At 59.3% G+C, this 24,023-nt stretch carries 20 protein-coding genes; 13 read left to right on the top strand and 7 right to left on the bottom strand.

Features of this window, described 5'->3' with window-relative positions:
* The first annotated feature begins 47 nt into the window (after positions 1 to 47).
* Positions 48 to 728, top strand: a complete 681-nt coding sequence (nth, locus tag B7444_RS04935) for an endonuclease III (protein WP_186004364.1) — start codon at positions 48 to 50, stop codon at positions 726 to 728.
* A 7-nt stretch (positions 729 to 735) separates the two neighbouring features.
* On the opposite strand, the gene B7444_RS04930 is transcribed toward nth, so the two are convergent.
* The 3 genes from B7444_RS04930 to B7444_RS04920 all read right to left on the bottom strand — a co-directional run bounded on the left by B7444_RS04930 (position 736) and on the right by B7444_RS04920 (position 4,284).
* The gene (locus B7444_RS04930) at positions 736 to 2,817 is read right to left on the bottom strand and encodes a ComEC/Rec2 family competence protein (RefSeq protein WP_007283142.1); all 2,082 of its coding nucleotides are present in this window, start codon (positions 2,815 to 2,817) and stop codon (positions 736 to 738) included.
* A gap of 157 nt (positions 2,818 to 2,974) precedes the next feature.
* Positions 2,975 to 3,700, bottom strand: coding sequence for an NADPH-dependent F420 reductase (locus B7444_RS04925; protein ID WP_016738426.1), 726 nt, complete (start codon positions 3,698 to 3,700; stop codon positions 2,975 to 2,977).
* Complete coding sequence (locus B7444_RS04920; protein ID WP_007283140.1) at positions 3,697 to 4,284, bottom strand: hypothetical protein; 588 nt, start codon at positions 4,282 to 4,284, stop codon at positions 3,697 to 3,699. The genes B7444_RS04925 and B7444_RS04920 overlap by 4 nt, the downstream gene beginning before the upstream one ends.
* 201 nt (positions 4,285 to 4,485) lie before the next feature.
* On the opposite strand from B7444_RS04920, the gene gltX reads away from it, so the two are divergent.
* The 9 genes from gltX to B7444_RS04870 all read left to right on the top strand — a co-directional run bounded on the left by gltX (position 4,486) and on the right by B7444_RS04870 (position 16,185).
* Complete coding sequence (gene gltX / locus B7444_RS04910) at positions 4,486 to 5,889, top strand: glutamate--tRNA ligase (protein ID WP_007283138.1); 1,404 nt, start codon at positions 4,486 to 4,488, stop codon at positions 5,887 to 5,889.
* Positions 5,882 to 6,823, top strand: a complete 942-nt coding sequence (locus tag B7444_RS04905; RefSeq protein ID WP_007283137.1) for an aspartate carbamoyltransferase catalytic subunit — start codon at positions 5,882 to 5,884, stop codon at positions 6,821 to 6,823. The genes gltX and B7444_RS04905 overlap by 8 nt, the downstream gene beginning before the upstream one ends.
* A complete protein-coding gene (locus B7444_RS04900; RefSeq protein ID WP_007283136.1) occupies positions 6,820 to 8,094 on the top strand; it encodes a dihydroorotase in 1,275 nt (424 codons plus the stop codon). The genes B7444_RS04905 and B7444_RS04900 overlap by 4 nt, the downstream gene beginning before the upstream one ends.
* Positions 8,091 to 8,720 carry a glycerol-3-phosphate 1-O-acyltransferase PlsY gene (plsY, locus tag B7444_RS04895; RefSeq protein WP_007283135.1) on the top strand — a complete coding sequence of 210 codons (630 nt, stop codon included), beginning with the start codon at positions 8,091 to 8,093 and terminating at the stop codon, positions 8,718 to 8,720. Before B7444_RS04900 ends, plsY begins: the two co-directional genes overlap by 4 nt.
* Positions 8,721 to 8,761: 41 nt before the next feature.
* Positions 8,762 to 9,949, top strand: coding sequence for a DNA-processing protein DprA (dprA, locus tag B7444_RS04890; RefSeq protein WP_048855123.1), 1,188 nt, complete (start codon positions 8,762 to 8,764; stop codon positions 9,947 to 9,949).
* A 20-nt stretch (positions 9,950 to 9,969) separates the two neighbouring features.
* On the top strand, positions 9,970 to 12,675 hold the full coding sequence (gene topA, locus B7444_RS04885) for a type I DNA topoisomerase (protein WP_007283133.1): 2,706 nt from the start codon (positions 9,970 to 9,972) through the stop codon (positions 12,673 to 12,675).
* Between the two features lie 96 nt (positions 12,676 to 12,771).
* Positions 12,772 to 14,529, top strand: coding sequence for a S41 family peptidase (locus B7444_RS04880; protein ID WP_035729715.1), 1,758 nt, complete (start codon positions 12,772 to 12,774; stop codon positions 14,527 to 14,529).
* 27 nt (positions 14,530 to 14,556) lie between these two features.
* On the top strand, positions 14,557 to 14,895 hold the full coding sequence (locus B7444_RS04875) for a DUF1491 family protein (RefSeq protein WP_007283131.1): 339 nt from the start codon (positions 14,557 to 14,559) through the stop codon (positions 14,893 to 14,895).
* Between the two features lie 141 nt (positions 14,896 to 15,036).
* Positions 15,037 to 16,185: an OmpA family protein gene (locus B7444_RS04870; protein WP_007283130.1), complete on the top strand. Its 1,149-nt coding sequence runs from the start codon at positions 15,037 to 15,039 to the stop codon at positions 16,183 to 16,185.
* A 136-nt stretch (positions 16,186 to 16,321) separates the two neighbouring features.
* Here the strand turns inward: B7444_RS04870 and B7444_RS04865 are convergent, their stop codons facing one another.
* Positions 16,322 to 16,993 (bottom strand): Ig-like domain-containing protein, encoded by a 672-nt coding sequence (locus B7444_RS04865; protein ID WP_007283129.1) that lies wholly within the window; start codon positions 16,991 to 16,993, stop codon positions 16,322 to 16,324.
* A gap of 199 nt (positions 16,994 to 17,192) precedes the next feature.
* Between B7444_RS04865 and B7444_RS04860 the strand changes: the two genes are divergently transcribed.
* The 3 genes from B7444_RS04860 (at position 17,193) to B7444_RS04850 (ending at position 20,746) form a co-directional block, all read left to right on the top strand.
* On the top strand, positions 17,193 to 17,753 hold the full coding sequence (locus B7444_RS04860) for a hypothetical protein (RefSeq protein ID WP_007283128.1): 561 nt from the start codon (positions 17,193 to 17,195) through the stop codon (positions 17,751 to 17,753).
* 78 nt (positions 17,754 to 17,831) lie between these two features.
* Entirely contained in the window at positions 17,832 to 19,847 is a 2,016-nt protein-coding gene (gene parE, locus B7444_RS04855) for a DNA topoisomerase IV subunit B (protein WP_007283127.1), read from the top strand.
* Between the two features lie 2 nt (positions 19,848 to 19,849).
* Positions 19,850 to 20,746: an EamA family transporter gene (locus B7444_RS04850; RefSeq protein WP_007283126.1), complete on the top strand. Its 897-nt coding sequence runs from the start codon at positions 19,850 to 19,852 to the stop codon at positions 20,744 to 20,746.
* Between the two features lie 27 nt (positions 20,747 to 20,773).
* Here the strand turns inward: B7444_RS04850 and B7444_RS04845 are convergent, their stop codons facing one another.
* From B7444_RS04845 to B7444_RS04835, 3 genes are read right to left on the bottom strand one after another with little or no spacing between them, the layout of a single operon-like run.
* Positions 20,774 to 21,502, bottom strand: a complete 729-nt coding sequence (locus tag B7444_RS04845; RefSeq protein WP_007283125.1) for an SDR family oxidoreductase — start codon at positions 21,500 to 21,502, stop codon at positions 20,774 to 20,776.
* Between the two features lie 23 nt (positions 21,503 to 21,525).
* Positions 21,526 to 22,491 carry an ABC transporter permease gene (locus tag B7444_RS04840; RefSeq protein ID WP_007283124.1) on the bottom strand — a complete coding sequence of 322 codons (966 nt, stop codon included), beginning with the start codon at positions 22,489 to 22,491 and terminating at the stop codon, positions 21,526 to 21,528.
* Entirely contained in the window at positions 22,475 to 24,022 is a 1,548-nt protein-coding gene (locus B7444_RS04835) for a sugar ABC transporter ATP-binding protein (RefSeq protein ID WP_007283123.1), read from the bottom strand. The genes B7444_RS04840 and B7444_RS04835 overlap by 17 nt, the downstream gene beginning before the upstream one ends.
* Position 24,023 lies beyond the last annotated feature (1 nt).

The raw sequence follows: 24,023 nt of genomic DNA, 5'->3' as shown, positions 1-24,023 counted from the left end.
GCCGGACAGTCCGGATCAGACGCAACAGCCCGCGCGGAGTTTCAGCCATGACAGACGCCCCCAGACCCATGAGCAAGGCCGCGGCCAAGGCTTTCATCACCGCTCTGGCCGAAGCCAACCCGGGTGCGGAAAGTGAGCTGATCTTCCGCAATACGTTCGAGCTTCTGGTGAGCGTGGTGCTGTCTGCTCAGGCAACGGACAAGTCCGTCAATAAGGCAACCAAGGGGCTGTTTGAACATGCGCCCGATCCGAAAAGCATGGCGGAGCTCGGGGAAGCCGGGATCGCGCAATACATCAAGACGATCGGCTTATGGCGCGCGAAGGCGCATAATGTGGCCCTGCTGTGCGAGCAGCTTCTGGAGCGACATGACGGGGAAGTTCCTGCCGATCGCAAGTCTCTTGAGGCATTGGCGGGTGTGGGGCGAAAGACGGCCAATGTAGTGATGAATGTTGCGTTCGGGGCCGATACCATGGCCGTTGATACGCATATTTTTCGCATCGGGAACCGGACCGGGCTGGCTCCGGGAAAAACGACCCGGCAGGTGGAGGATGGTCTGGTCGCGCGTATTCCCAAGGATATGCTGCGACCGGCTCATCACTGGCTGATTCTGCATGGGCGTTATGTCTGCAAGGCCCGTGCGCCTGAATGCTGGCGCTGTCCGGCAACGCAATGGTGCCTGTATCCAGACAAACGCCTCACACCACCACGGACCAAAGAAGCCGCCTGATCCGAACTTATTCCGCCTGAGCCAGTGGCAGGTTGGGCATTCCATGCGAGCCAATGGCCGGAACCCAGGGACGATCTCCCCGCCAGCTTCGATCCGAGAGCAGGACAGGCGCGCCATGGCGGAGATACACGGCATACGCGCCATTCCTCCAGACCGAGAAACGGTCAACAAACGGTACGCCCGGGCAGGCATTTCGGGCGGGCGATGCACTGATGAACAGACTCACACCCTGACAGTCCTGCGCCGAAGGTGGAATGGTTCCGTCGGACGTATCCTTGGCCCGCAGAAGAACCGTCTGTCCTTTGACGGTCACACGGCACAGGCCCTTCAGACAGTCTGGCGGCAAAATCCCGACAGGAAGCGCCAATGCCTGCTGCCAGTCCTGAAGGGTCAGACGCTCCAGACTACTGTAGGGACCGACTTGCAGGACGCCTTCTGCCCGAACAGCGATCAGGCCAGCATCAGGTGACACCAGAATATCAGGGCGTGGAACCAACCAGATCGAAAGTAGCCCCACCAAGATTGGCATAAGCCCGGCAAGGCGCGCGCGTCCTTTCCACAGGCAGAGCAGGCACAGCCCCAAAAGAACGATGATTAGCCCCCATCCTGGCATGTGCGGTACAGGCTCATGAGCCAACGGAAACGCAGCGACAGTTCTGGCGATGATCTGAACGATCCGGATGCCCCACCCCATGATCATCAGTGGGACAGCAGACGCATGAATCGGCATGAGCAGCAGGGACATCAGCCCGGCAGGCATGATCCAGACGGCCGCCAGCGGGACGGCGAGCAGGTTGGCCAGAACAAACCACGGCTGGAATGCCCCAAAATGGGCCATGCTGACTGGTAAGGTTGCCAGCCCTGCGAGCAGACTTGTCAGGGACAGAGCAGTCAGGTGCGACAGGATGACACGCCCCGTTCCCCCCTCGCCCCTTAGTTTCGTGAGGGGTTCACGCAGGGCTTCATATCCCGCGATCAGACCCATCACGGCAGCGAAGGACATCTGAAACGACACATCCAGAACGGCAACCGGCGAAACAAGCAGGATAGCCAATGCAATGATGGCCAGAGACCGCATGGAGAGAACGCGCCGTCCCGTCAGCAGAGCCAGTGTCACCAGAACCGCCATACCCAGCGCCCGAACGCTGGGAAGATGTGCTCCTGTCAGCAGGACGTAACCACTTCCCACTGACAGCCCCACCAAGGCTGCAATCTCACGACAGGGCCAGTAAAGAGCGAAACGCTCGGATGCCGTCAGAAGGGCACGGACGGAGACTGCAACGGCCGCCATGACCAGTCCCAGATGCAACCCCGCCACAGCAAGAAGATGAGCCAGCCCCGAGGCGGAGAAATCCTGCCGGGTCGTAGCATCAATGCGGCCGGTTTCTCCGGCGAGCAGGGTGGCGGCAATGGCTCCCGTCTGGCCGGGAAGTGTGGCTTCAATGCGGGCTGCAATGTTTTCCCGCAGAGCCTCCAGGCGGGACGAAGACTGGCTGTTCAGGGGGGTCAGCATCCCGACCGCGTAACCACTTCCTGCGGCCCCGGAAAACCATGCTTCCCGCTGAAGGTCTCGTCCTCCGGGAAAGGAGGGTGGCGACGGAGCACGAAGCATGGCCCTGATCTGAACGAGACTGCCCGGTTTAGGAGACGCAGGATCATCGTCGCGCAGTTTCAGCCGAAGTGTTCGCCTCAACGGCGCCATTCCAGCATCGACTGGTGTTTCAAATGTCGCCTGCGCCAGTACGATCCGGCGTCCGCTTTCGTCTTCACCAAAACGAGGCGGAAGTGTTTCAACAGCAAGAACGCGTCCGGTCACGACTGTGGCACGCGTTGGAAGAGCGGGCATCGGGGGCTGTCGGGCTGTTTGCCAGGCGGCATCCAGATAGCCGCCGGCGAGCGCGATCATGAGGAACGCCTGAAAGCGTAAAGGAGGTCGGTTTCGGAAAATCCATGCGGCCGCTCCCGCCCCTGGCAGGCAGATCAATGCAGGCCCAATCGGCAGATTGAAGCGTGGCGTAAGAAACACAAGTGCGCCCAGCGCCATAACGACCGGCAGCCAGCCAAACAGCCGACGTCCCTGTTCCGCCATGATCCGCTCTAGCCTGGATACAGACGGATGACTCCCCTCCGGCACGGGAAAAAACGTGTCTTCCTCAGGCAACAAGGGATCGTCAGGGTGAACAGGACTGGGCACGGCGCGACCGTAACGGATTTTCGTCCATCAGGCGCGCGTGTTTTAGCGTCTTTTAATGATGAAGGTGCAGAGCGCTCCGCAGGCCTGCGGCATCGCGTTCCAGTTCAAAGCCTGTGCTGCCCGGCTGGAACAGCTTCGCTGTGGCCAGACCGCCCGTTACAACAGGATCAAGCCCGGCAGCATAAACAAGGTCTTTGACCTCCAACACCGCCGCCGTGTCATCCCCTGCGAGGGGGACGGCCAGTTTCGGGTCCGGCCGGTGTGCTTCGGCACGCAGCGAGACCATGTCGATGGAGTTGAAAGCACGAACAATATGCGCTGACGGAAAGTAGCGTTGCGTTGTAACGCCTGCCCCGTCCCGCAAAGCCACATCCGCAATCCATCCATCACGCGCGATGTAAGGATTGGCCACGTCGATCACGACCTTGTCCGTCAGTGTTCTGTTCAGATCGCGCCCCAGAGCAGGAATAACTCCATACGGGACGGCCAGAACGACGATTGAGCCGAAAGCCGCCGCCTGCGCGGGTGTTCCTGCGGAGGCCAATGGCCCGAGTGATGCGGCGAGTGTCGTGGCATCCGCCAGCGTCCGGGCAGAAACCATGACCTGATAGCCCGCCTGCACCCAGAGCGTTGCCAGTGTACGACCGACCTGACCGGCGCCAATAATCCCGATTTTCGGTAATGGACGAGGCGAATCGGCCATCGCCGTTCCGCTAACGGCAGCCAGCCCTGCAACGGCGGCAAGGAAGGGTCGTCTTCGGAGAGGAAAGCTTCTCATGAAGGGTGCCACTCACGTGAGAGTGCGCCATCTTTACCCTGTACGGGATCTGTCATCGGGAATGGCAGGGACTGGATACGTGCAAGCTGTTCCGGCGTGGGTGCAGCACGCAGAATGTCGAAATCCTGTTCAGGAGGATACGCACCGATCACGGTGAAATCGGCATCGGAACCAAGATTGCAATGACCTGTCCCGGCCGGAAGAAGCGCGATGTCCCCTCCCCGCACGTCCACAGTCCTGCCTGAGGGGCCGCCCAGCATGAGTCGGGCTGACCCATTGGAAAAACCGAGAACTTCATGACCACGGCTGTGATAATGATGGAAGGCGTAGACGCCGTTGCGCCAACGGGATGGCCAGCCATTCTGGTTGAACAGATCCTCGTACACGCTCTCACGCCCCGCTCCGGCTTCCAGGGCGTTACGATACACGATAACGGGCAGACGGGGATTATTGGGCACCCAGTCATTGCTGTGAAGCGTGAAGGCTTCAACACGCGCTGTGCTGGCGGAGGCTTTGCGGATGCGGCCATGTCCCATCGTCAGGCCCATACCGGCCAGCATCACATTGAAATCACGCCTGTCCATGCTCGTTCCCCGTGGCAAATCCTGCTCTTAGGATAGGGACCCCACAAGCGGTGCAGGAAATCACACCCGCTTGAAAAACAGGCTCGCCCTGTATGTAACAGCCTTGTGACACTCACTTGCACGCCCCAGAAAAAGAACGACACAAATCATGCCTGGATGATGCGGATAGCCCCTCCCGCACGAGCATGATATGAGAGCCGCATGACGATCCGTACGCGCTTTGCACCCTCGCCCACGGGCCTGCTGCATGTCGGCAACGCCCGCGCTGCCCTGTTCAATTTCCTCTTTGCCCGCCACCATGGCGGCGAGTTCCTCCTGCGGATCGAGGACACCGACAAGGAGCGCTCCACGCAACGCGCAGTGGACGTAATCTTTGATGGTCTCGCCTGGATGGGGATCACGGCGGATGAGGAGCCTGTCTTCCAGTCCGCCCGACAGGATCGCCATACGGAAGTGGCGCTGGAACTGCTGGCCAAGGGTCAGGCGTACAAGTGCTACTGCACGCCGGAAGAGCTGACCGCCATGCGCGAGAAGGCCATGGCCGAGAAGCGCCCGCCCCGTTACGACGGCACCTGGCGTGATCGCGATCCGTCCGAAGCGCCGGAAGGTGCGCCTTACGTTGTGCGCCTGAAAGCGCCACGTGAGGGCGAGACGGTCATCAAGGATCTGGTGCAGGGCGAAGTTCGTGTCGCCAACGTGGAAATGGATGATCTGATCATCCTGCGGTCCGATGGTACGCCGACCTATCTGCACGCTGTGGTCTGTGACGACCATGACATGAACATCACCCACGTCATGCGCGGTGACGACCATCTGACGAACACGTTCCGTCAGGCCATGATCTATCGCGCGATGGGCTGGGATCTGCCGCAGTTTGCTCATCTGCCGCTGATTCACGGCCCGGATGGCGCCAAGCTGTCCAAGCGTCATGGCGCACAGTCCGTTGTGGATTTCCGCGAGGAAGGGTATCTGCCGGAAGCCCTGTGCAACTACCTGCTGCGTCTGGGCTGGGGTCATGGAGACGCCGAGGTTCTGTCCCGTGAAGAGCAGATCAAGCTGTTCGATCTGGATGGCGTCGGTCGCTCCCCGTCCCGTATGGATTATGTGAAGCTGGCGCATCTCAATGGTGTCTGGATGCGTCAGGCGGACGATGATCGCCTGACCAATGACGTCATGGAACGTCTGCAGGGTCGTGAAGGCGTTGTTGCCGACGACCGCACGCGTGCCCGTGTTTTGGCCATGATGTCCGGCCTCAAGGAACGCGCCAAGACGTTGGTCGAGCTAACGGATAATGCCGCTTTCGCAGGCTTTACCCTGCCCCTGACCTTCACGCCCAAAGCCGAGAAGCTGCTGGACGAGAACGGCCGCAAGGTTCTTGAAGGTGTTGGGCATGACTTGGCCGCACTGCCAGACTTCACGGCGGAAGCCATCGACGGTGCTCTTCGCGCCTATGCCGAGAAGAACGAGCTGAAACTTGGTTCCGTGGCCCAGCCGCTACGTGCCGCCATGACGGGTTCCACGACCTCTCCAGGCATTGACCTGACGCTGGCCGCTCTTGGCCGTGACGAGGTTCTGGCCCGTATTGCGAGTGTGCTCAGTGCCTGAGCGGCCGTCCGTCCCCCGGCATCTGCTGGGAATCGAGGGGCTGACGGCGGGGCAGATCACCCCGTTCCTCGATCTGGCGGAGAGCTATGCGCTCCTGAGCCGTTCCCGTTCCGCACCGCGTGAAGCGCTGCGGGGCCGAACGGTCATCAATCTGTTCTTTGAGGACAGCACCCGAACCCGCACCAGTTTCGAGCTGGCAGGCAAACGCCTTGGGGCGGACGTCATCAACATGACGGTCGCCACCAGTTCGGTGAACAAGGGCGAGACGCTGCTGGACACGGCCTCCACGCTGAATGCCATGCGCTGCGATCTTCTGGTCGTGCGTCATGCGCAGTCGGGCGCGCCGGCCCTGTTGTCCCAGAAAGTCGAAGCCAGCGTCGTGAACGCCGGAGACGGCACACATGAACATCCTACGCAGGCCCTGCTGGACGCTTTGACCATCCGGCGCCATTTCGGGCGTCTGGAGGGTCTGACCATCGCAATCTGCGGGGACGTTGGTCACAGCCGCGTGGCACGTTCCAACATCCACCTTCTGACCGCACTGGGAAACTCGGTGCGTCTGGTTGGCCCACCGACGCTGCTGCCATCTGCTATGGCAGAGCTTGGCAATGTCACGCTGTATTCAGGCATGGATGAAGCCCTGAAAGGCGCGGATGTCGTGATGTCCCTGCGCCTTCAGAAAGAGCGCATGGGAGCCGGTCTGGTGCCGAGTTCCCGAGAGTATTTCCGGTTCTTCGGTCTGGACCGCCGTCGTCTGGCGCTGGCAAACCCCGGTGCGCTGGTCATGCATCCCGGCCCCATGAACCGGGGCGTCGAGATTGCGTCTGATGTTGCCGATTCGGATCAGAGCGTAATCGCCGAACAGGTGGAAATGGGCGTGGCTGTGCGTATGGCCGTTCTGGATCGCCTGTCCCGGGCACGGATGCCACTATGACAATAACTGTTTTTGAGAATGTCCGCCTGATTGACCCCGCCTCTGGTCGGGATGGCGTAGGACGCCTGACGGTTGAAGATGGTCGTATTGCCGCTATCGACAGCCCTGAGACGCCCGAAGGGGCGTGCGTGATTGATGGTCAGGGTGCAGTTCTATGCCCTGGACTTGTGGATATGCGTGTGGCTCTGGGCGAGCCGGGCTTCGAATACCGTGAGAGTGTCAAGTCAGGCGCACGGGCTGCCGTGGCGGGTGGAATTACCACCATAGCTGTCCTGCCCAACACCTCCCCAGCGATCGACAATCCGGCTCTGGTGCATCTTCTGAAAGTGCGCGGCGAAGAGACGGGCATGGTCTCCATTCACCCCTATGGCGCGCTGACACGTGGCTGCGAGGGCGGAGACATGGCGGAGCTGGGTCTGTTGCAGGACGCCGGTGCCGTAGCATTCACGGACGGCACGCGCGCCATCGCGGATGCCAAGCAGATGCGTAATCTGCTGTCCTATTCCCGCTTTCTCGACGCGCTTGTTGTGCAGCATCCGGAAGAGCCTTCGCTCGCCAAGGGAGCCTGCGCGACTGCAAGTGCGCTGGCAGTTCGTCTGGGGCTGCCACAGGTTCCTGCCGCCGCTGAAGCGATCATGATTGGCCGTGATCTGCGTCTGGCGGAAATGACGGGGGCCCGTCTGCATTTCGCCCATGTCTCCACGGCTGAGGGGCTGGACCTGATCCGGGCCGCCAAGGCACGAGGCATCAAGGTGACGTGCGATACGGCACCGCCCTATTTCGCCATGACGGAAGAGGACATTGGGGATTTTCGTACCTATGCGAAGTTTTCTCCGCCTCTTCGCTCCGAATCGGATCGGGCTGCCGTCTGTGCGGCGCTGGCTGATGGAACGATTGATGCCGTGGCATCCGATCATGCCCCCGCCGATGCGGACGACAAGCGCCTCCCCTTTGCACAGGCTCGCGCAGGCGGAACAGGGCTGGTCACGCTTCTTGGCGTCACCCTTGGTGCCGGCCTGCCTTTGATGGAGGCTCTGCGGCTTGTGACCTGTGCTCCGGCCTCCCTGCTGCGGATTTCAGCGGGCACGCTGGCCGTTGGTCAGGATGCGGATCTCTGTCTGTTTGATCCGGAAGCAGTTTGGGAAGTTCGTGCTGGCGAACTACCGGGACGTGCCCAGAATACGCCTTTTGATGGCCAAAAGCTGAAGGGCCGCGTGCTACGCACGTTCCGTCGCGGCACGGAGGTTTTCACGGCTGAGGGGCTGGCATGACGCTGTCTCATCCAAGCCTGTTCCTGATTGCTGCGATGGCCTATGGCCTAGGCAGTATTCCCTTCGGGCTGATCCTCACGGCGGCTACGGGTGGCGGAGACATTCGCCAGATTGGGTCCGGCAATATCGGCGCGACGAACGTTCTGCGCACCGGGCGCAAGGGGTTGGCTGCTGCAACGCTGCTGCTGGATGCTCTCAAAGGTGCACTAGCCGTGTTCCTGGCTCTGCGACTCGGTGGTGACCAACCCTCGCTGGCGATGGCCGTGGCAGCAGTCGCTGTTGTGGTTGGGCACTGCTTCCCGGTCTGGCTTGGGTTCCGGGGCGGCAAAGGCGTGGCGACTGGTCTTGGAACGATCTGGGTCTTGAGTTGGCCTGTCGGGATCGCCTGCTGCGTGGTCTGGCTGGTTGTGGCACGTCTGAGCCGGATTTCCTCAGCCGGAGCCCTGTCCGCCTTCCTTGTGGCACCCATCCTGATGGTGGTCATGAAGGGTCAGGGCGTGAATGCTCCTATTCCGACTGCAACAGCTTTCATCGCTTTACTGATCTGGATTCGGCATTACAGCAATATCGTTCGTCTGCTGACAGGCAATGAACCACGCGTAAACGCAAAAACGAAATCTTCCTGACCTTAAGCGGTCGTTAAGATTTTTTGGATAGGAGCGAAAACATGACGACGTTTTCCGCTCCTCCATTCCGGCTGTCTGATCAAGACCGACTCGACGCAATGCGGCTTGCCCGGACGCCGGGTGTCGGTCCGATCAATTTTTCCCGGCTGCTTTGTCAGTATGGCGGCCCGACGGCAGCCGTGGAGGCTCTTCCGGACCGGATGCGTCAGGCGGGACGTCTTGATCTTCCATCCATTCCGTCCGCCGCTCAGATGGCTTCTGAAATCGAAGCCCTGCACAGAATGGGCGGAGACGTTCTGATTCGGGGCGATGCGGCGTACCCCTTGATGCTGTCCTTCATCAAGGATGCCCCGCCCGTTCTGTTCGTTCAGGGTGACCCCACGAAGCTATCCCTTCGTTCGGTTGGAATCGTGGGCGCAAGAAATGCCTCTGCGGCGGGGATTCGTATGGCGGAAAGCCTGTCTGCTGAACTGGCGGACTCGGGCATCTGCGTTATCTCCGGTCTGGCACGCGGCATCGATTCGGCGGCACATGAGGCGGCCCTTTATCCCAGCCTGACGACGGCGGCCGTCGCCGGAGGGTTGGATCACGTCTATCCGCCAGAAAATGCAAAACTACAGGCCAGCATTGCGGAACGCGGGTGTGTCGTGACGGAAGCGCCACTGGGAACGATTCCTCAGGCCAGACATTTTCCGCGCCGAAACCGGCTGATTGCGGGGATCTCGCTGGGATGTGTGGTCGTAGAAGCGGCTATGCACTCTGGCACGCTGATTACGGCCAGTCTGGCCCTATCCTATGATCGGGAGGTGTATGCCGTACCCGGCTCTCCGCTGGATCCGCGGTCCCGGGGCGGAAATGACCTTTTGCGACACGGAGCGACGCTCACGGAAAATGTGCAGGATATTCTTTCCTGTCTGCCCTCGGAGCTTCCGGACCCCCTCTTGCCACCATGGATGAAGAACCAGCAGAATACGGCTCTTTTCCAAGGCTTTTCAGAACCTTGCATGCCATGGGGTATGGAGGCGTCCGAGCCATGGGAAGACCCTGATCTGGTTCTCGAAAAAGTCCTCCCGCTGCTTTCCGTGATACCGGTAACGGTTGACGAGGTGATGCGCCGCTGCCAGTTCTCCGTTTCGGCAGTACTGTCGGTGCTTACCGAGCTTGAGCTTGGAGGCGTCGTTGAGTTCGTGCCCGGCGGACGCGTGGCGTTACAGCCGAACAGGAAGTGACGCGGAAAACCGGAGTGGCAATGACAGACGTTGTGGTAGTCGAGAGCCCGGCAAAGGCCAAGACGATCAACAAGTATCTGGGAAGCGGGTTTACCGTTCTTGCTTCCTTCGGTCACGTGCGGGATCTGCCGCCCAAGGATGGCAGTGTCCGCCCGGACGAGAACTTTGCCATGAGCTGGCAGACGGACGACCGTGGCTCCAAACAGATCGCGGCGATCGCCAAGGCCCTCAAGGGGGCCAAGAACCTCTATCTGGCCACTGACCCGGATCGCGAAGGTGAAGCCATTTCCTGGCATGTCCGCAGCGTTCTGGAAGAAAAGAAGCTTCTGAAGGGAATCGACGTTCATCGCGTCACCTTCAACGAAATCACGAAAGCTGCCGTTACGGCCGCCATGGCTGGCCCGCGTGAACTGGACCAGCCGCTGATTGACGCTTATTTGGCCCGGCGTGCGCTGGACTATCTGGTGGGCTTCACGCTGTCGCCGGTTCTTTGGCGCAAGCTGCCGGGCAGCAAGAGCGCTGGCCGGGTGCAGTCCGTGGCACTGCGCCTGATCTGTGAGCGTGAAGCGGAGATCGAGGTCTTCCGTCCCAAGGAATACTGGACCGTCACAGGCGGCTTCAACACACCCGCCAAGGCTGCATTTCAGGCGCGCCTGACGCATCTCAAGGGTAACAAGCTCGACCAGTTCGACCTCAATAACGAGACATTGGCGTTTGAAGCCCGTGACATCGTACAAGCCGGTCAGTTCACGGTCCGGTCCGTTGAGCGCAAGCGGACGAAGCGGAACCCGCCCCCGCCATTCACGACGTCCACATTGCAGCAGGAAGCCTCCCGCAAGTTGGGCATGAGCGCCCAGACGACGATGCGTACGGCCCAGCAACTCTATGAAGGTGTAGATCTGGGTGGTGAGACGATCGGTCTTATCACCTATATGCGAACCGATGGTGTCACGATGGCCAAGGAAGCTATCGGGGCAATCCGTGGGCATATCGGCAAGGCTTTCGGGGACGAATACGTTCCTGACTATCCCCGCGCCTACTCCACCAAAGCCAAGAACGCTCAGGAAGCGCATGAAGCCGTACGTCCGACAGATGTCTTCCGGACGCCCGCCCAGGTTGCTCATGCCCTGTCCCCTGAGCAGAAACGGCTTTATGAACTGGTCTGGAAGCGTGCTGTGGCCTCCCAGATGCAGTCTGCGGAGCTGGATCAGGTCGCAGTGACGCTGGCAGACGCGAGTGGCCAGACGCTGTTGCGTGCTACCGGCTCGACAATCGCCTTTGATGGCTTTCTGAAGCTCTACATCGAAGGCCGGGACGATACGAAGTCCGAAGATGAGGACGGCAAGCTTCTTCCTGCGATGAAGGAAGGTGATCGCGTTTCCACCACAGGTGTGGATGCCGAACAGCACTTCACGCAGCCACCGCCACGTTATTCCGAAGCGTCCCTCGTCAAGAAGATGGAAGAGATCGGGATTGGTCGTCCGTCTACCTATGCGTCCGTGCTCAGTGTTCTGCGGGATCGCAATTATGTCCGGATGGAAGCCAAGCGCTTCATGCCGGAAGATCGCGGGCGGCTGGTTACGGCATTCCTGACGTCCTTCTTTGAGCGCTATGTCGATACGGGCTTCACGGCCTCTCTTGAAGAGCAGCTGGATGACATTTCCGGCGGTCGGGCAGACTGGCACGATGTCATGGCAGCGTTCTGGCATGACTTCTCCGCGGCAGTTGCCCAGACCAAGGATCTGAAGATTTCAGACGTCATTGACGCTCTGGATGAAGATCTGGGCGCCCATTTCTTCCCACCAAAGGAAGACGGGTCCGATCCCCGCGTCTGCACGTCCTGCGGGACGGGCCGTCTGGGGCTGCGTCTTGGCAAGTTTGGTGCCTTCATCGGCTGCTCCAACTACCCGACCTGCCAGTTCACACGCCGTCTGGTCGCTGACGAAGGTGCGGATGAAGGCCTGAAGGATGGGATCAAGGTTCTGGGACAAGACCCAGAGACAGATGAAGACATCACCATCCGGCGCGGCCCATACGGGCTCTATATCCAGAAGGGCGAGCCCAATCCGGAAGACAAGAAGGCCAAGCCCAAACGTACGACCATTCCCAAGGGTCTGGACGGCAACACCATGACGATGGAACAGGCGCTGGGCCTCCTGTCCCTGCCGCGTCTGGTGGGTCTGCATCCGGAGACCGGCGAGAAGATCGAAGCAGGTCTTGGTCGCTTCGGCCCCTATGTGAAGATGGGCGCGATCTACGGCACTCTGGACAAGGACGATGACGTCCTGACCGTTGGGCTGAACCGCGCTGTCGACAGTCTGGCAAAGAAGCTGGCATCCATTCGCAACCTGGGTGCACATCCAAAGGATGGTGAGCCTGTCATGATCCGGAAGGGACGGTTTGGCCCCTATGCCCAGCACGGGCAGCTGATTGCCAACCTGCCCAAGGATCAGGGTATGGACGATATCAGCCTGGATGACGCTGTGGCTCTGCTCGCGGAGAAGGGGAAACCGCTGAAGGGTGGTGCCAAGAAAAGCACTGCAAAGAAAGCTGCGACCAAAACGGTCAAAAGCAAAAAAACTGCATCCACGGATGCAACTTCTAGCGAGGACGCTCCCAAGAAGACAACCAAGCGCGCCACAACAAAAACTTCCAAGGCGAGCAAATCACCCGCTTCTGCAACGAAGAAGCGGAAAACGGCAGCAGACCCTTCCTCAAAGGCCTGAGGGAGGGTCAAAAGGGGGTGTGACCCGGTTGCACTCCTCTCAACAATGTCTTCTGTGTGTCTTTACCGGGGCTGAAGTTTGTGGCGTGGTCACAATATGGAAGGGCTGAAAAGCGCTTTTGCTGACCCGCCTTCGAGGACCCCGTTCTTGCGCCACGCCGCACGCCCTATGTCTCTGTTTCTGTCGCAGTTCTGCACAACGGCGTGCCGTCCAGTCTTTGTTCTAGGTCTGGCAGTACTGGCGGTGGGAGTGCCACTTCACCATGTCTGGGCGCAGGACAATGCGGCCCAGCCACAGACCGTCGTGCCTGCTGCTCCAGCGTTTTCCGCAGGCATGACACGGGATGTTCTTTTTGCCGCCCTGGGCTTTCTCGGGCCCCGGACTCTTGAAGCCCATTCTCCACGTGAATTCTGTATCTGGGGTCTGGATGGTTTGACGGCTATCGATCCGACCATCGCCGTGACGGACAATCCGGCGGAAGATCATGACAAGCAGCACATTCCCGAAACACTGAGCATGACCCAAGGCCAGACGCTGCTTTTCAAGCGCGTTTTTCCCGCTGACGGAAACCGCGCGGCCTGGGCGGATCTTGTGACCGCTGCCATGCAGGCGGCGTGGGAGCATTCATCGACAATTCGTGAGGCAGGCGCCGATGCGCTTCTTCAGGGGTTTTTCGATGAGTTGTTCAACCACATGGATCCGTACTCGCGGTATCTTGGCCCAACCCCGTCCATTGCCGACCGCACCAAACGGACGGGCCAGAGCGGAACCGTGGGCCTGACGCTAGGCGCAAAGGGCCATGCGATCATCGTAACGGCTGTCAACGCGAACGGACCGGCATGGGAAGCAGGCGTGGACACGGGACAGCGACTGATCGCTGTCAACGGACGTTCTACCCGAGGTCAGTCTCCGGAGATTGTCCAAAGCTGGCTCGATGGCGAAGACCATACTTCGATTTCTCTGGCACTGGCCTCTCGTGGGCAGCGCCCGTCTACGCTGAAACTACGCCGCGCACAGGTTCCGCCTGAGACAGTTTTTGCGTCGGCAGATGGTCCCTATACCCTTTTGAGGATCATCTCCTTTTCGGTCCAGACCGCTGAGGAAATCAGCCAGTATCTCGATCAGGTCGTTGAGGATGAAACCCCCGATGGACAGCCTTCTGCCGGGGCGAAAGCTTCACCAAAGCGGCCAGCAGGAATCATCATTGACCTCCGTGGAGACCGGGGCGGCGTGCTTCAGCAGGCCGTGACGGCTGCTGCCCTGTTCCTTGATCACGGCGTTGCTGTGACCACGCATGGGCGCGACCCTCAGGCCAACCATATCTGGGCCGTTCAGGGCGGCGATATGACAAACGGGGCCCCGATTGTCATTCTGGTCGATGGACGAACGGCCAGTGCAGCTGAAATCCTTGCAGCAGCGCTTTCGGATCACCGAAGGGCAGTCGTGGTCGGAAGTGAAACCCTGGGTAAGGGATTGGTACAGGTCATTGGCCAGATGCCGAATGGTGGAGAGCTGTTCGTGACCTGGAGCCGCAATCAGGCCCCTCTTGGATGGCCCATTCAGGGGCTGGGCATCATGCCTCAGGTGTGTACCTCACGGGGGGCAGAGGACCTGCAGGTGCAACTCAATGCACTCAAAGTCGGAACCGTACCCCAGGCCAATGCGGTTCAAATGGCGAGAGCGGCCCGCTATCCGGTTCCGGTTTCCCGAATCCTTGACATAAGACGTCATTGTCCAGCCGCGATCGGGACGGATGCAGACATGGACACGGCGAGATTCCTGCTGTCTTCTGTCACTGCATACAAAGCAGCCCTCGAGGCTGTTCCTGACGAGAACACCGCACCTCTGCACTAAATTTTCAGGAATGGACGAGATATTTTCATGGGTGCACGTTTGAAAACAGGGCTCTGGGTCCGCGCCGTCATCCGTCGTATTTCTTCGGATGGGACGTCTGCCATGGTCCTGAAAAAAGGCGACGAAGACGCCGGAGCCGTTCTGATTGTTTTGCGGGACCGGGAAGACAACATTGCTATCCTGCGAGAAAATGGCTCCGACTGGGTTCGTGCAGACGTGCAGAAGGCAGGATTGGATGAATATCTGGAACGCCAGCGCCGGTATGATCCGGATCTCTGGCTGATCGAACTTGAAGTCCGGAACGTAGAGACTCCGCTGGAGCGCACTCTGGGATCACGCCGTGCAGATCTGGACGTCATGCACTGAACTGTGGGACGGAAGACACAGTGAGCAATCAACCTGCCCACTGTGAAACTTCCGTGTCAGCCATTAAGGAATGGTGCGCGTTGCCATTGCCGGCACTTTCAGCAAGAAGACTTTCAATTGGGTTGGTTGGAGAGAAATGACATGATGCAGCGATCCGTTGTCAGAACCTGGCTTGCCCGGGCCGGGCTCACTGCTGGCGTATCGATGCTGGTCATGGGGGCCGCACAGGCCCAGCCAGTCAAAGGTCTGTACGTTTCAGGCGAAGGTGGCGCAAGCTTCAACCAGGATCAGACCGTGCGTCTTTCTCCTGTCTTTCCGAGCGGCCGTGATCACTATCAGGCTGGCGTCACGGGAATCGGCAGCGTTGGCTGGGGGCTTGGAAATGGCTTCCGTGTCGAAGTTGAAGGCAACTACCGCAACAATCGCCTCCAGCAGTTCAGAAGCAGCCTGTTTCCGTCTTCCGTTGGGGGACGTCAGCAGCAATACGGCGTGATGGCCAATGCGCTGTTCGATATGGATATCGGGCAATCCTGGGTCTTCCCGTATTTCGGCGCTGGCGTTGGTTATGGCTGGCAGGCCATGAACACCTATGTTCGGGCACCGAACGGCGCTTTCGATCAGCACACGGGCGGCACGGCGGGCAACTTTGCCTATCAGGGCATTTTTGGTCTGTCCTTCCCGGTTCCCTGGGTTGTTGGCCTGTCCGCCACGACGGAATACCGTTTCTATTCCCTGCTGGGACCGAACGGACACCATGCCACGGCAACCGGCGTCTATGGTGGCTGGGATCAGAAGCAGGCCTATGGTTATTCTGAAGGCAACCGGAATACCCGGACGGACTTCAACCACTCCCTGATGCTGGGGCTACGTTACGAGTTCAATCCGGCTCCGCCGCCAGCGCCTCCGGCACCTGCCCCTATTGCCGCTCCTGCACCGGCGCCAACACGCACCTATCTTGTGTTCTTTGACTGGGACTCGGCCGTTTTGAGTGATCGTGCGAAATCTGTTGTGGCAGAGGCGGCAAAGAATTCCACGGCCACGCAGATCACGCATATCGAGGTCAATGGCTATACGGACAGCTCTGCTGCCCAGCCGGGCGCACGCGGACAGGCTTACAATCTTGGCCTGTCCAAGCATCGCGCCGAGAGCGTAAAGGCGGAACTGATCCGCGATGGTGTGGCTGCTGGACTGATCGTAACGCAGGGATATGGCGAAGCGCATCCTCTGGTCGCGACTGGCCCCAATGCTCGTGAGCCGCAGAACCGGCGCGTGGAAATCGACTTCAAGTAAGTTTTCCGACCCGTTGCAGCCATAAAAAAACCGGCCCTTCCTTGCGAAGGAGCCGGTTTTTTCATGGCGTGACCCAGAGTACGGCACAAAAAAGCGGAGGCAGAGCCTCCGCTTCTGTTTTAGGGCGCCAGTCTTCTTACTTCTTGCGGTGCGTCGTGGTGTGACGGGCTACGGTCTTTTTCTTCGTTGTCGTCGTAGCAGCCTTCGGCGTCGGCGCTGCAACCGCAGGCTTGGCAACAACCACACCCGTTGCATCGACTGTTGCATGCACCACAAGATGCTCGCGCTTCTTACCACCACCCGGGATCAGTTCGGCTGTAAACGTATCCGTACCAGCGTAAGCCGTGGCCGGGGTGTAGTTCACATAGGTGTGGCCATCATAGTTGTAGAGGAAGGCCTTGCCGTGTTCCGGTGCAGGGCTCACGCCGAAGGAGGCATAGCTGCCGGTACCGGGCTTCTGCACGGAAATAGCGCACAGGCCGTCGTCGCTACGGACGGTCATGTTCACGTTCAGCGTACCGTCTGCGGCGGTGGTCACTGGCGAGACGTGGCAGACTGCGGAGACTTTCTGGTACCCGAAAGGATTCGGAGCCACAGAGCGCTGGACGATCGGCTGCTGGGCGCAACCGGAAAGAAGCATGGAAATGGCAAAAGCCGATCCCAGGGTAACGACGGAACCTCGCAGGCGCACAGTCAACTCCAACGCTCGTGACAGAATATGCCGCGCTTCCCGCGGCAAGAAGATAGACGTTCGGATGTAGAACAGGACGAAGCGGGGTGAAAGCCTGTCAATGATCAGGAAAAGCACTTTGGAGAGTTTTTCTGCCCCTGGAGCAATAAATTACAGTTGAGTACGATCACGCCCATTTTCCGCCACGAAATTATGTTGCAGGTAAATGGTTTGCTGCATGTTTCTCACATTGAGATTCATCTTCCGCGGGCCGCAAGCCCGGATTATGCTGTCTGTCTGTTTCCGGCCAATTGTCCCGGCCTTGTGGAGTCTGTCGATGCCTTCGTTCTTCCGTCGTTCCTTCGTCCGTCTGGCTGGTGCCGGTCTGGCCTGCACCACACTTCTTGCTGCTCATCCGTCTTCAGCCCTTGCTGCGGAATGCGGCAATTCACCGGCTCATGAAGCTTTTGATGTCGCCGGTCTGAAATCCGAACTGATGGTCACGGCCCTCTCCTGCAAGGCACAGGACCGTTACAATGCGTTCGTCGCCAAGTTCCGCCCTGCCCTGATGGATGCCGAAACGCGTCTCGACGGTTATTTCCGTACGACCTATGGCCGTCGCGCCCAGGCTGAACATGATGACTACATCACGCAGCTGGCCGACGTTCAGTCCCTTGGTGGCCTGAAGTCCGGCACCGTTTTCTGCGAGCAGCGTGAAGCCATGTTCGATGAAATCGATGCGCTTGAGACGGGCTCTGATCTCGCACATTATGCTGAAGCCAAGGACGTGGCACAGCCTGCTTCCTACGAAAGCTGTGCTGCTCCTGCCACGGTCGATCGTCGTTCCCGCCACGGTACGACGAAGAGCACCACGACGCGTCGTACGCATCGCGCCTGATCTGCGAAAAGTCCATCGTTCTGTCCCATCCGGAAGCGTTCGCTTGACGTTCCGGACCGGGACGGCGACAACGCAGACATGAGCGATCTGTTCGAGTCAGGCAAAGCAGGAAACACCAAGGCGTCCAGAAGCCGTAAGGACGTCGGTGGCACAGAGTATGGCGCACAGGACATTGAGGTCCTGGAAGGGCTTGAGCCCGTACGCCGTCGCCCCGGAATGTATATCGGCGGCACGGATGATAACGCCTATCATCATCTGGCCTCCGAAATTCTCGATAACGCCATGGATGAGGCGGTCGCCGGTCACGCCAGCAGCATTGAAATGCGGCTGGAGGGGCCACGCACTCTCATGGTGCGCGATAATGGCCGAGGCATCCCAACGGATCCTCACCCGAAATTTCCCAAAAAGTCTGCCCTTGAAGTCATTTTCACCACGCTTCACGCGGGCGGCAAGTTCTCTGGCAAGGCCTACGACACGTCTGGCGGCCTGCACGGCGTCGGCAGTTCAGTCGTTAACGCGCTATCCGAAAAGCTTGAAGTTGAAGTGGCACGGGATCGTCTGCTCTACAGGCAGGATTTTTCCCGCGGTGTGCCTCTTGGTCCACTGGCTGAGGTCGGCAATGCCCCGAACCGCCGCGGCACCACGGTCCGTTTCACGCCTGATCCGGAAATTTTCGGGAATATCCACTTTTCTGCCGCACGCCTGTATCGGCTCTGCTGCTCCAAGGCCGCGCTGTTCCGGGGCGTGGCCATTCAATGGAAATGTGAGCCAGATCTGATCAAGGCCGGGGATGAAACCCCGACGGAAGCCCTGATCCAGTTTCCCAACGGTCTGGAAGATGCGCTGACATCAGAACTTGGTTCTGATCCTGCGCTCCTGACGCCGCTCTGGGCTGGTGAGGCAGAACTACCACTCGCTGCTGATGGCCGGACGGGTGGCAAGGTGGAGTGGGCGGTCGCCTTTCTGGAGAGCGGAAACGCTTCGCTCGTATCCTATTGTAATACCATTCCCACCCCTCAGGGTGGCACGCATGAAGCGGGCTTCCGTGCGGCGCTCGTGAAGGGTTTCCGGGCCTGGGGCGACCAGCGCAAGGTCAAGCGGGCGGCCGCCATTACCGCTGAGGACGTTCTCGGAACCGTCGCGGCCAAGCTGTCCGTATTCATTCGCGATCCGCAGTTCCAGGGACAGACCAAGGACAAGCTGACCAATCAGGAAGCGTCGCGCCTTGTGGAAGGTGCACTGCGGGATCGAATCGACCATTGGCTGGGCGGGAACCCACAGCAGGCTGATAATCTTCTGGCGTTCATGGTGGAACGGGCGGAAGAGCGTCTGCGTCGCCGTGAGGTCAAGGAAACAGCCCGTAAAAGTGCGACTCGCAAGCTCCGTCTTCCGGGCAAGCTCACGGATTGCACGCGAGAGAATGCCTCCGAGACGGAGCTATTTCTTGTTGAGGGCGAATCCGCCGGTGGTTCGGCACGACAGGCGCGTGACCGTGAGACACAGGCGGTTCTTCCCCTCCGTGGCAAGATTCTCAACGTGGCGTCCGCTACCGCTGACAAGCTGCGGGCGAATCAGGAACTACGCGATCTGACGGAAGCTCTGGGCTGTGGCCTAGGATCGTCGTTCGATATCAGCCGTCTGCGCTATGGACGCGTCATCATCATGACTGATGCTGACGTGGACGGCGCGCACATTGCCTCCCTGCTTATGACGTTCTTCTATCGCGAAATGCCGGAACTGATCCGTCATGGGCACCTGCATCTGGCACAGCCACCGCTCTATCGCCTCACGCATGGCGCGAAGACGATCTACGCCATGAACGATCTGGACCGGGACCGCCGGATCAAGGCTGATTTCAAGGCGAACGCCAAGGTTGAAGTCTCCCGATTCAAAGGTCTGGGTGAGATGCCTGTGAAGGATCTCAAGCAGACGACCATGGATCCTGCACGCCGTACACTTCTGCGCGTTGTGGCTCCGCCGGAAGACCGGGCGCTGACGAGCGAGCGTGTGGAGAGTCTCATGGGTCGCAAGCCGGAGCTTCGCTTCCGCTTCATTCAGGAGCATGCCCGTTCTGTTGAAGACCTTGACGTCTGAACGTGAACACTGGTGCGCAATCTGTTGAAAAATACGGACAACTGAAGGCCGTAGGGCTGCTGATCGGCGGGATTTCATCCTTCCAGATCGGCGCCACGCTGGCCAAGGGACTTTTCCCGCTTTTCGGCCCGACGGGCATGGTCGGCCTGCGTGTCTGTATGGCGGCGCTGATCCTTCTGGCGATCTGGCGACCCACCCGCATGACACTGACGCCTGCGGCCTGGAAGCTGTTGCTGCCCTACGGCGCTTCCGTCGCGGTCATGAATTTCTGCTTTTACGTCGCGCTGGTTCGACTTCCTTTGGGAATCGTGGTTGCGCTGGAATTCACGGGTCCGCTGACCTTGGCCCTGACGGGTTCACGGCGCTGGCTGGATCTCTGCTGGGCACTCTTCGTGATTGCTGGTCTATACCTGCTGTTAAGGCCAGAAACAGCGGCTGTGGCGGGCACGCTGCATCATCTGGACCTGTTTGGCATCTGTGCGGCGTTGCTGAGTGGATGTGGGTGGATCGTTTACATTCTGACGGGCACCCGGATGGGTAAGATTCTGGATGCGGGGCAGGCCACGACGCTTGGCATGACAACAGCCGGAATCCTGTTGCTTCCCTGCCTCATCCCGACGATTCCGACCGTTATCACACATCCATGGCAGGGAGGCGCTGCGCTGAGCGTGGCTGTGCTGTCTTCGGCTGTTCCCTATATTCTGGATATGATGGCGATGCGCCGTCTGAAACCCAGAGACCTCGGTATTCTCCTGAGTATGGAGCCTATGCTCGGAGCCATCTCAGGATGGATTTTCCTTGGGGAAGGTCTATCCGTGGCACGCTGGATGGGCGTTCTGTGTATTGTCGTGGCATCCTTGGGGAATGTTCTGACAGCCAAAAAAGTCACTGCCCACTAACGTCCGGGGGCAGTGACACTGGTCCGTTCAGGCGTCGAAGTTATGTGGCAGAACCACCAGATCCCGCACCATCACGCCCTTTGAACGTGTCAGGATGAAGATCAGGGCTTCGGCAACTTCCTTGGCTTCCATCAGGGCACCCGCTTTGATGTTGGCTTCAAGGCGCGCCTGATCCCAGTCTTTCAGCAAAGGCGTAACCACCGGGCCTGGCTGGATGGCTCCCACACGAATTCCGTACTTCGCGACCTGACGGCGCACTGTATGCACAAAGGCCTGCACGGCATGTTTCGAGGCCGTGTAGATCGGCTCGGCCATGATGGGGATCATGCCAGCAATCGAACTGGTCATGACGATATCGCCACTTTCCTGTTTCATCATCTGCGGTAGCACGGCACGGACCGAGCGGAAAGCTGCATTGATGTTCAGGTGCAGCATTGCATCCCAGCTATCGGGATCCCCTTCCCAGACATTGCCGCCCACATACGCGCCGGCGTTGGCGTGGAAAACATCGATCCGGCCCTGCTCCTCAACGATCTGGGCGATAGCAGCATCTACGGTTTTGTAGTTGAAGAGGTCGACGATGATCGCGTGCGCCTGACTGCCGAGTTCTGCCGTTTTGTCTTCGAGCGTTTGGGCGTCACGGTCCAGAAGATAGACCACCGCGCCAGCTTCGATGAGATAGCGGGCGCATTCGAGGCCGATACCCGAAGCCGCACCCGTAATGGCGGCGATCTTACCCTGAAGAGAATGTGTCATATGCACTATCCTGTGATGCTGTCTCAGTGTGCGGACGCTGTGCCGCGCTGACGACTGATGAAAATTGCGAGGAGGATGATCGCGCCCTTGATGACGTTCTGAACATAAGGGGAGACCTCAAGCAGGTTCAGCCCGTTGTTCAGGACACCCAGCAGCATGGCGCCGATCAGGGTGCCGATGATGGAGCCACGGCCGCCGGAAATTGAGGTGCCACCCAGAACCACGGCTGCGATGGCATCGAGTTCGAAGCCGACACCTGCGTTGGGCTGGCCGCTCATGAGGCGGGATGACAGAACAACGCCTGCCAGTGCGGCGGTGAATCCGCCGATCAGGTAGACGATGATCTTGTATTTACGGGAATCGATGCCAGAGAGACGGACGGCCTCTTCATTGCCACCGATAGCGTAAATGTAACGGCCAATCGGCATGCGCTGGAGCAGCAGATAGGCCAGCGCATAGACCACGAGCATGATGAGAATTGGTGTCTGGATTCCCAGAACCTTTCCGCGGCCGATAAATGCGAACCAGTCCGGAAGGCCCGAGATGGGATAGCCGTTCGTGTAGATCAGCCCCAGCCCACGGGCGATGCTCATGGACGCCAGCGTGACAATGATCGGCGGCATTCCGAGACGCGCGATGCACAGCCCGTTTCCGGCCCCGAAGAGCGCCCCGACACCCAGCCCGGCGAGAATGGCCAGCCCGGCGTTCAAGCCAGAAACCAGCAGACCCGCTGTAATGGTTCCGGCCAGAGCCATGACAGCCCCTACGGAGAGATCAATGCCACCTGTGAGGATGGCAAAGGTCATGCCTACGGAGATGATGGCGTTGATCGAGACCTGTCTGGCGACGTTTTCAAGGTTGCCGAAGGACAGGAAGCGACTGTTGAGCGCGATCATGCAGGCTACGACCACGAACAGTCCGACCGCCGGGAGAAACGCCGTTGACCGCGCGAATTTGGAAGATCTGTAGCGCTCAAGCAGAGAGTGCATCGATTGCGGACTTTTTAACGCTTGCTGTTGCATGACGCATTACCTCTTCCGAACTGATGGCATCCCCTTCCAGCACCGCCGTGATGACGCCATGGCTGAATACAGCCACGCGGTCACACATTCCGACGACCTCCGGAAGTTCGGATGAGATCATGATGATGGCGTATCCCTCTGCCGTGAGGTTCCGCATGAGTGTGTAGATTTCCGCCTTTGCCCCGACGTCAATGCCGCGGGTGGGTTCATCGAAGATCAGGATCCTGCTTCGGCGGTTCAGCCAGCGTGCAATCACGACCTTCTGCTGGTTTCCACCACTGAGACTCACCACGGCTGTCTCGCCCGAAGGGGCTTTGATGCGAATGGCGGACATCAGCTCCTGGGTCTTCCGCTTCTCTCTCGCGGTGTCGATCGTACCAATCGGGCGGGTATATTGCGGCAGGTTGTTGATGGAAATGTTGTCCCGGATACTGAAGCCAAGGATCAATCCTTCGGTTTTTCGGCTTTCCGGCAAAATTCCGATACCGTGACGCAAAGCCTGTGCCGGATTCCCCATAGACACTTCCCTGCCCTCAATCCGCACCGTTTTTCCGGGACATGGCAGTGCACCGATCAACGCCAGAGCCGTTTCCGTTCGGCCAGAACCGACGAGTCCGGCAAAACCGAGGATTTCACCTTTCCGCAGGTAGAAACTGTTGGGGTGCCCGTTGCTGGCAAAGCGAATGTTTTCGGCTTCCAGAATGCGCTCGGCAGTCTGGAGAGCGGGTTTAGGCGGAAACGTATTTTCAATTTTCCGGCCGACCATCCGCTCAACCAGATGATCCATCGTGCACTCAGCCGTTCTCAGGACGCCTACATGAGCACCATCGCGAAGCACCGTAATCCGGTCGCAAATTTCGAAAATCTCTTCGAGATGATGGGACACAAAGAAAATTCCGATGCCCTGGTCCCGGAGCTGTCGCATGACGTTGAAAAGCAGTTTGGCTTCGGTCGGGGTCAGGGTCGCGGTTGGTTCGTCAAGGATCAGAACCTGCACATCCAGTGACAGAGCCTTGGCGATTTCCACAAACTGTTGTTCCGCGACACTGAGACGCACGACAGGAACGTCAAACCGCGTTTTCACTCCCAAACGCTCGAAAATTCCCTGCGCAATCCGCGTCATTTCGCTTTTGCGGGAAAAGCCAAGAGCGTTCCGCATCTCACGACCGAGGAAAATATTATCCACGGCATCGAGTTCAGGAATCAGGCTGAATTCCTGAAAAACAATCCCGATACCTGCGCTGATGGCATCCTTGTAGCTGGAGAAGTGGCGCTCCTTTCCGTTGAGAAAGATCTGCCCTTCATCCTGAGACTGGATACCGCCCATGATCTTGATGATCGTGGATTTTCCAGCGCCGTTTTCCCCCAGCAGAGCATGGATTTCTCCACGCTCCAGGCTGAGGCTGACATTCCGCAACGCCCGGACTCCCGGAAAACTCTTGGAGATTCCCTCAAGCGCCAGAAGAAGTTCTGGAGATGTCTGACTGGATTCTGTCATA

It is taken from the genome of Gluconobacter thailandicus F149-1 = NBRC 100600 (assembly GCF_000964465.1).
Lineage (GTDB): Bacteria > Pseudomonadota > Alphaproteobacteria > Acetobacterales > Acetobacteraceae > Gluconobacter > Gluconobacter thailandicus.
This window is presented reverse-complemented; position numbering and strand designations above follow the sequence as displayed.

What these genes read in the sequence shown, in the direction of transcription:
- B7444_RS04900 (WP_007283136.1), top strand. Translation starts at nt 6,820, where the DNA reads ATGACAATAACTGTTTTTGAGAATGTCCGCCTGATTGACCCCGCCTCT.
- B7444_RS04840 (WP_007283124.1), bottom strand. Translation starts at nt 22,491, where the DNA reads ATGCACTCTCTGCTTGAGCGCTACAGATCTTCCAAATTCGCGCGGTCA.
- nth (WP_186004364.1), top strand. Translation starts at nt 48, where the DNA reads ATGACAGACGCCCCCAGACCCATGAGCAAGGCCGCGGCCAAGGCTTTC.
- gltX (WP_007283138.1), top strand. Translation starts at nt 4,486, where the DNA reads ATGACGATCCGTACGCGCTTTGCACCCTCGCCCACGGGCCTGCTGCAT.
- B7444_RS04930 (WP_007283142.1), bottom strand. Translation starts at nt 2,817, where the DNA reads ATGGCGGAACAGGGACGTCGGCTGTTTGGCTGGCTGCCGGTCGTTATG.
- B7444_RS04870 (WP_007283130.1), top strand. Translation starts at nt 15,037, where the DNA reads ATGATGCAGCGATCCGTTGTCAGAACCTGGCTTGCCCGGGCCGGGCTC.
- dprA (WP_048855123.1), top strand. Translation starts at nt 8,762, where the DNA reads ATGACGACGTTTTCCGCTCCTCCATTCCGGCTGTCTGATCAAGACCGA.
- parE (WP_007283127.1), top strand. Translation starts at nt 17,832, where the DNA reads ATGAGCGATCTGTTCGAGTCAGGCAAAGCAGGAAACACCAAGGCGTCC.
- plsY (WP_007283135.1), top strand. Translation starts at nt 8,091, where the DNA reads ATGACGCTGTCTCATCCAAGCCTGTTCCTGATTGCTGCGATGGCCTAT.
- B7444_RS04875 (WP_007283131.1), top strand. Translation starts at nt 14,557, where the DNA reads ATGGGTGCACGTTTGAAAACAGGGCTCTGGGTCCGCGCCGTCATCCGT.
- B7444_RS04860 (WP_007283128.1), top strand. Translation starts at nt 17,193, where the DNA reads ATGCCTTCGTTCTTCCGTCGTTCCTTCGTCCGTCTGGCTGGTGCCGGT.
- B7444_RS04880 (WP_035729715.1), top strand. Translation starts at nt 12,772, where the DNA reads ATGGAAGGGCTGAAAAGCGCTTTTGCTGACCCGCCTTCGAGGACCCCG.
- B7444_RS04925 (WP_016738426.1), bottom strand. Translation starts at nt 3,700, where the DNA reads ATGAGAAGCTTTCCTCTCCGAAGACGACCCTTCCTTGCCGCCGTTGCA.
- B7444_RS04920 (WP_007283140.1), bottom strand. Translation starts at nt 4,284, where the DNA reads ATGGACAGGCGTGATTTCAATGTGATGCTGGCCGGTATGGGCCTGACG.
- topA (WP_007283133.1), top strand. Translation starts at nt 9,970, where the DNA reads ATGACAGACGTTGTGGTAGTCGAGAGCCCGGCAAAGGCCAAGACGATC.
- B7444_RS04835 (WP_007283123.1), bottom strand. Translation starts at nt 24,022, where the DNA reads ATGACAGAATCCAGTCAGACATCTCCAGAACTTCTTCTGGCGCTTGAG.
- B7444_RS04845 (WP_007283125.1), bottom strand. Translation starts at nt 21,502, where the DNA reads ATGACACATTCTCTTCAGGGTAAGATCGCCGCCATTACGGGTGCGGCT.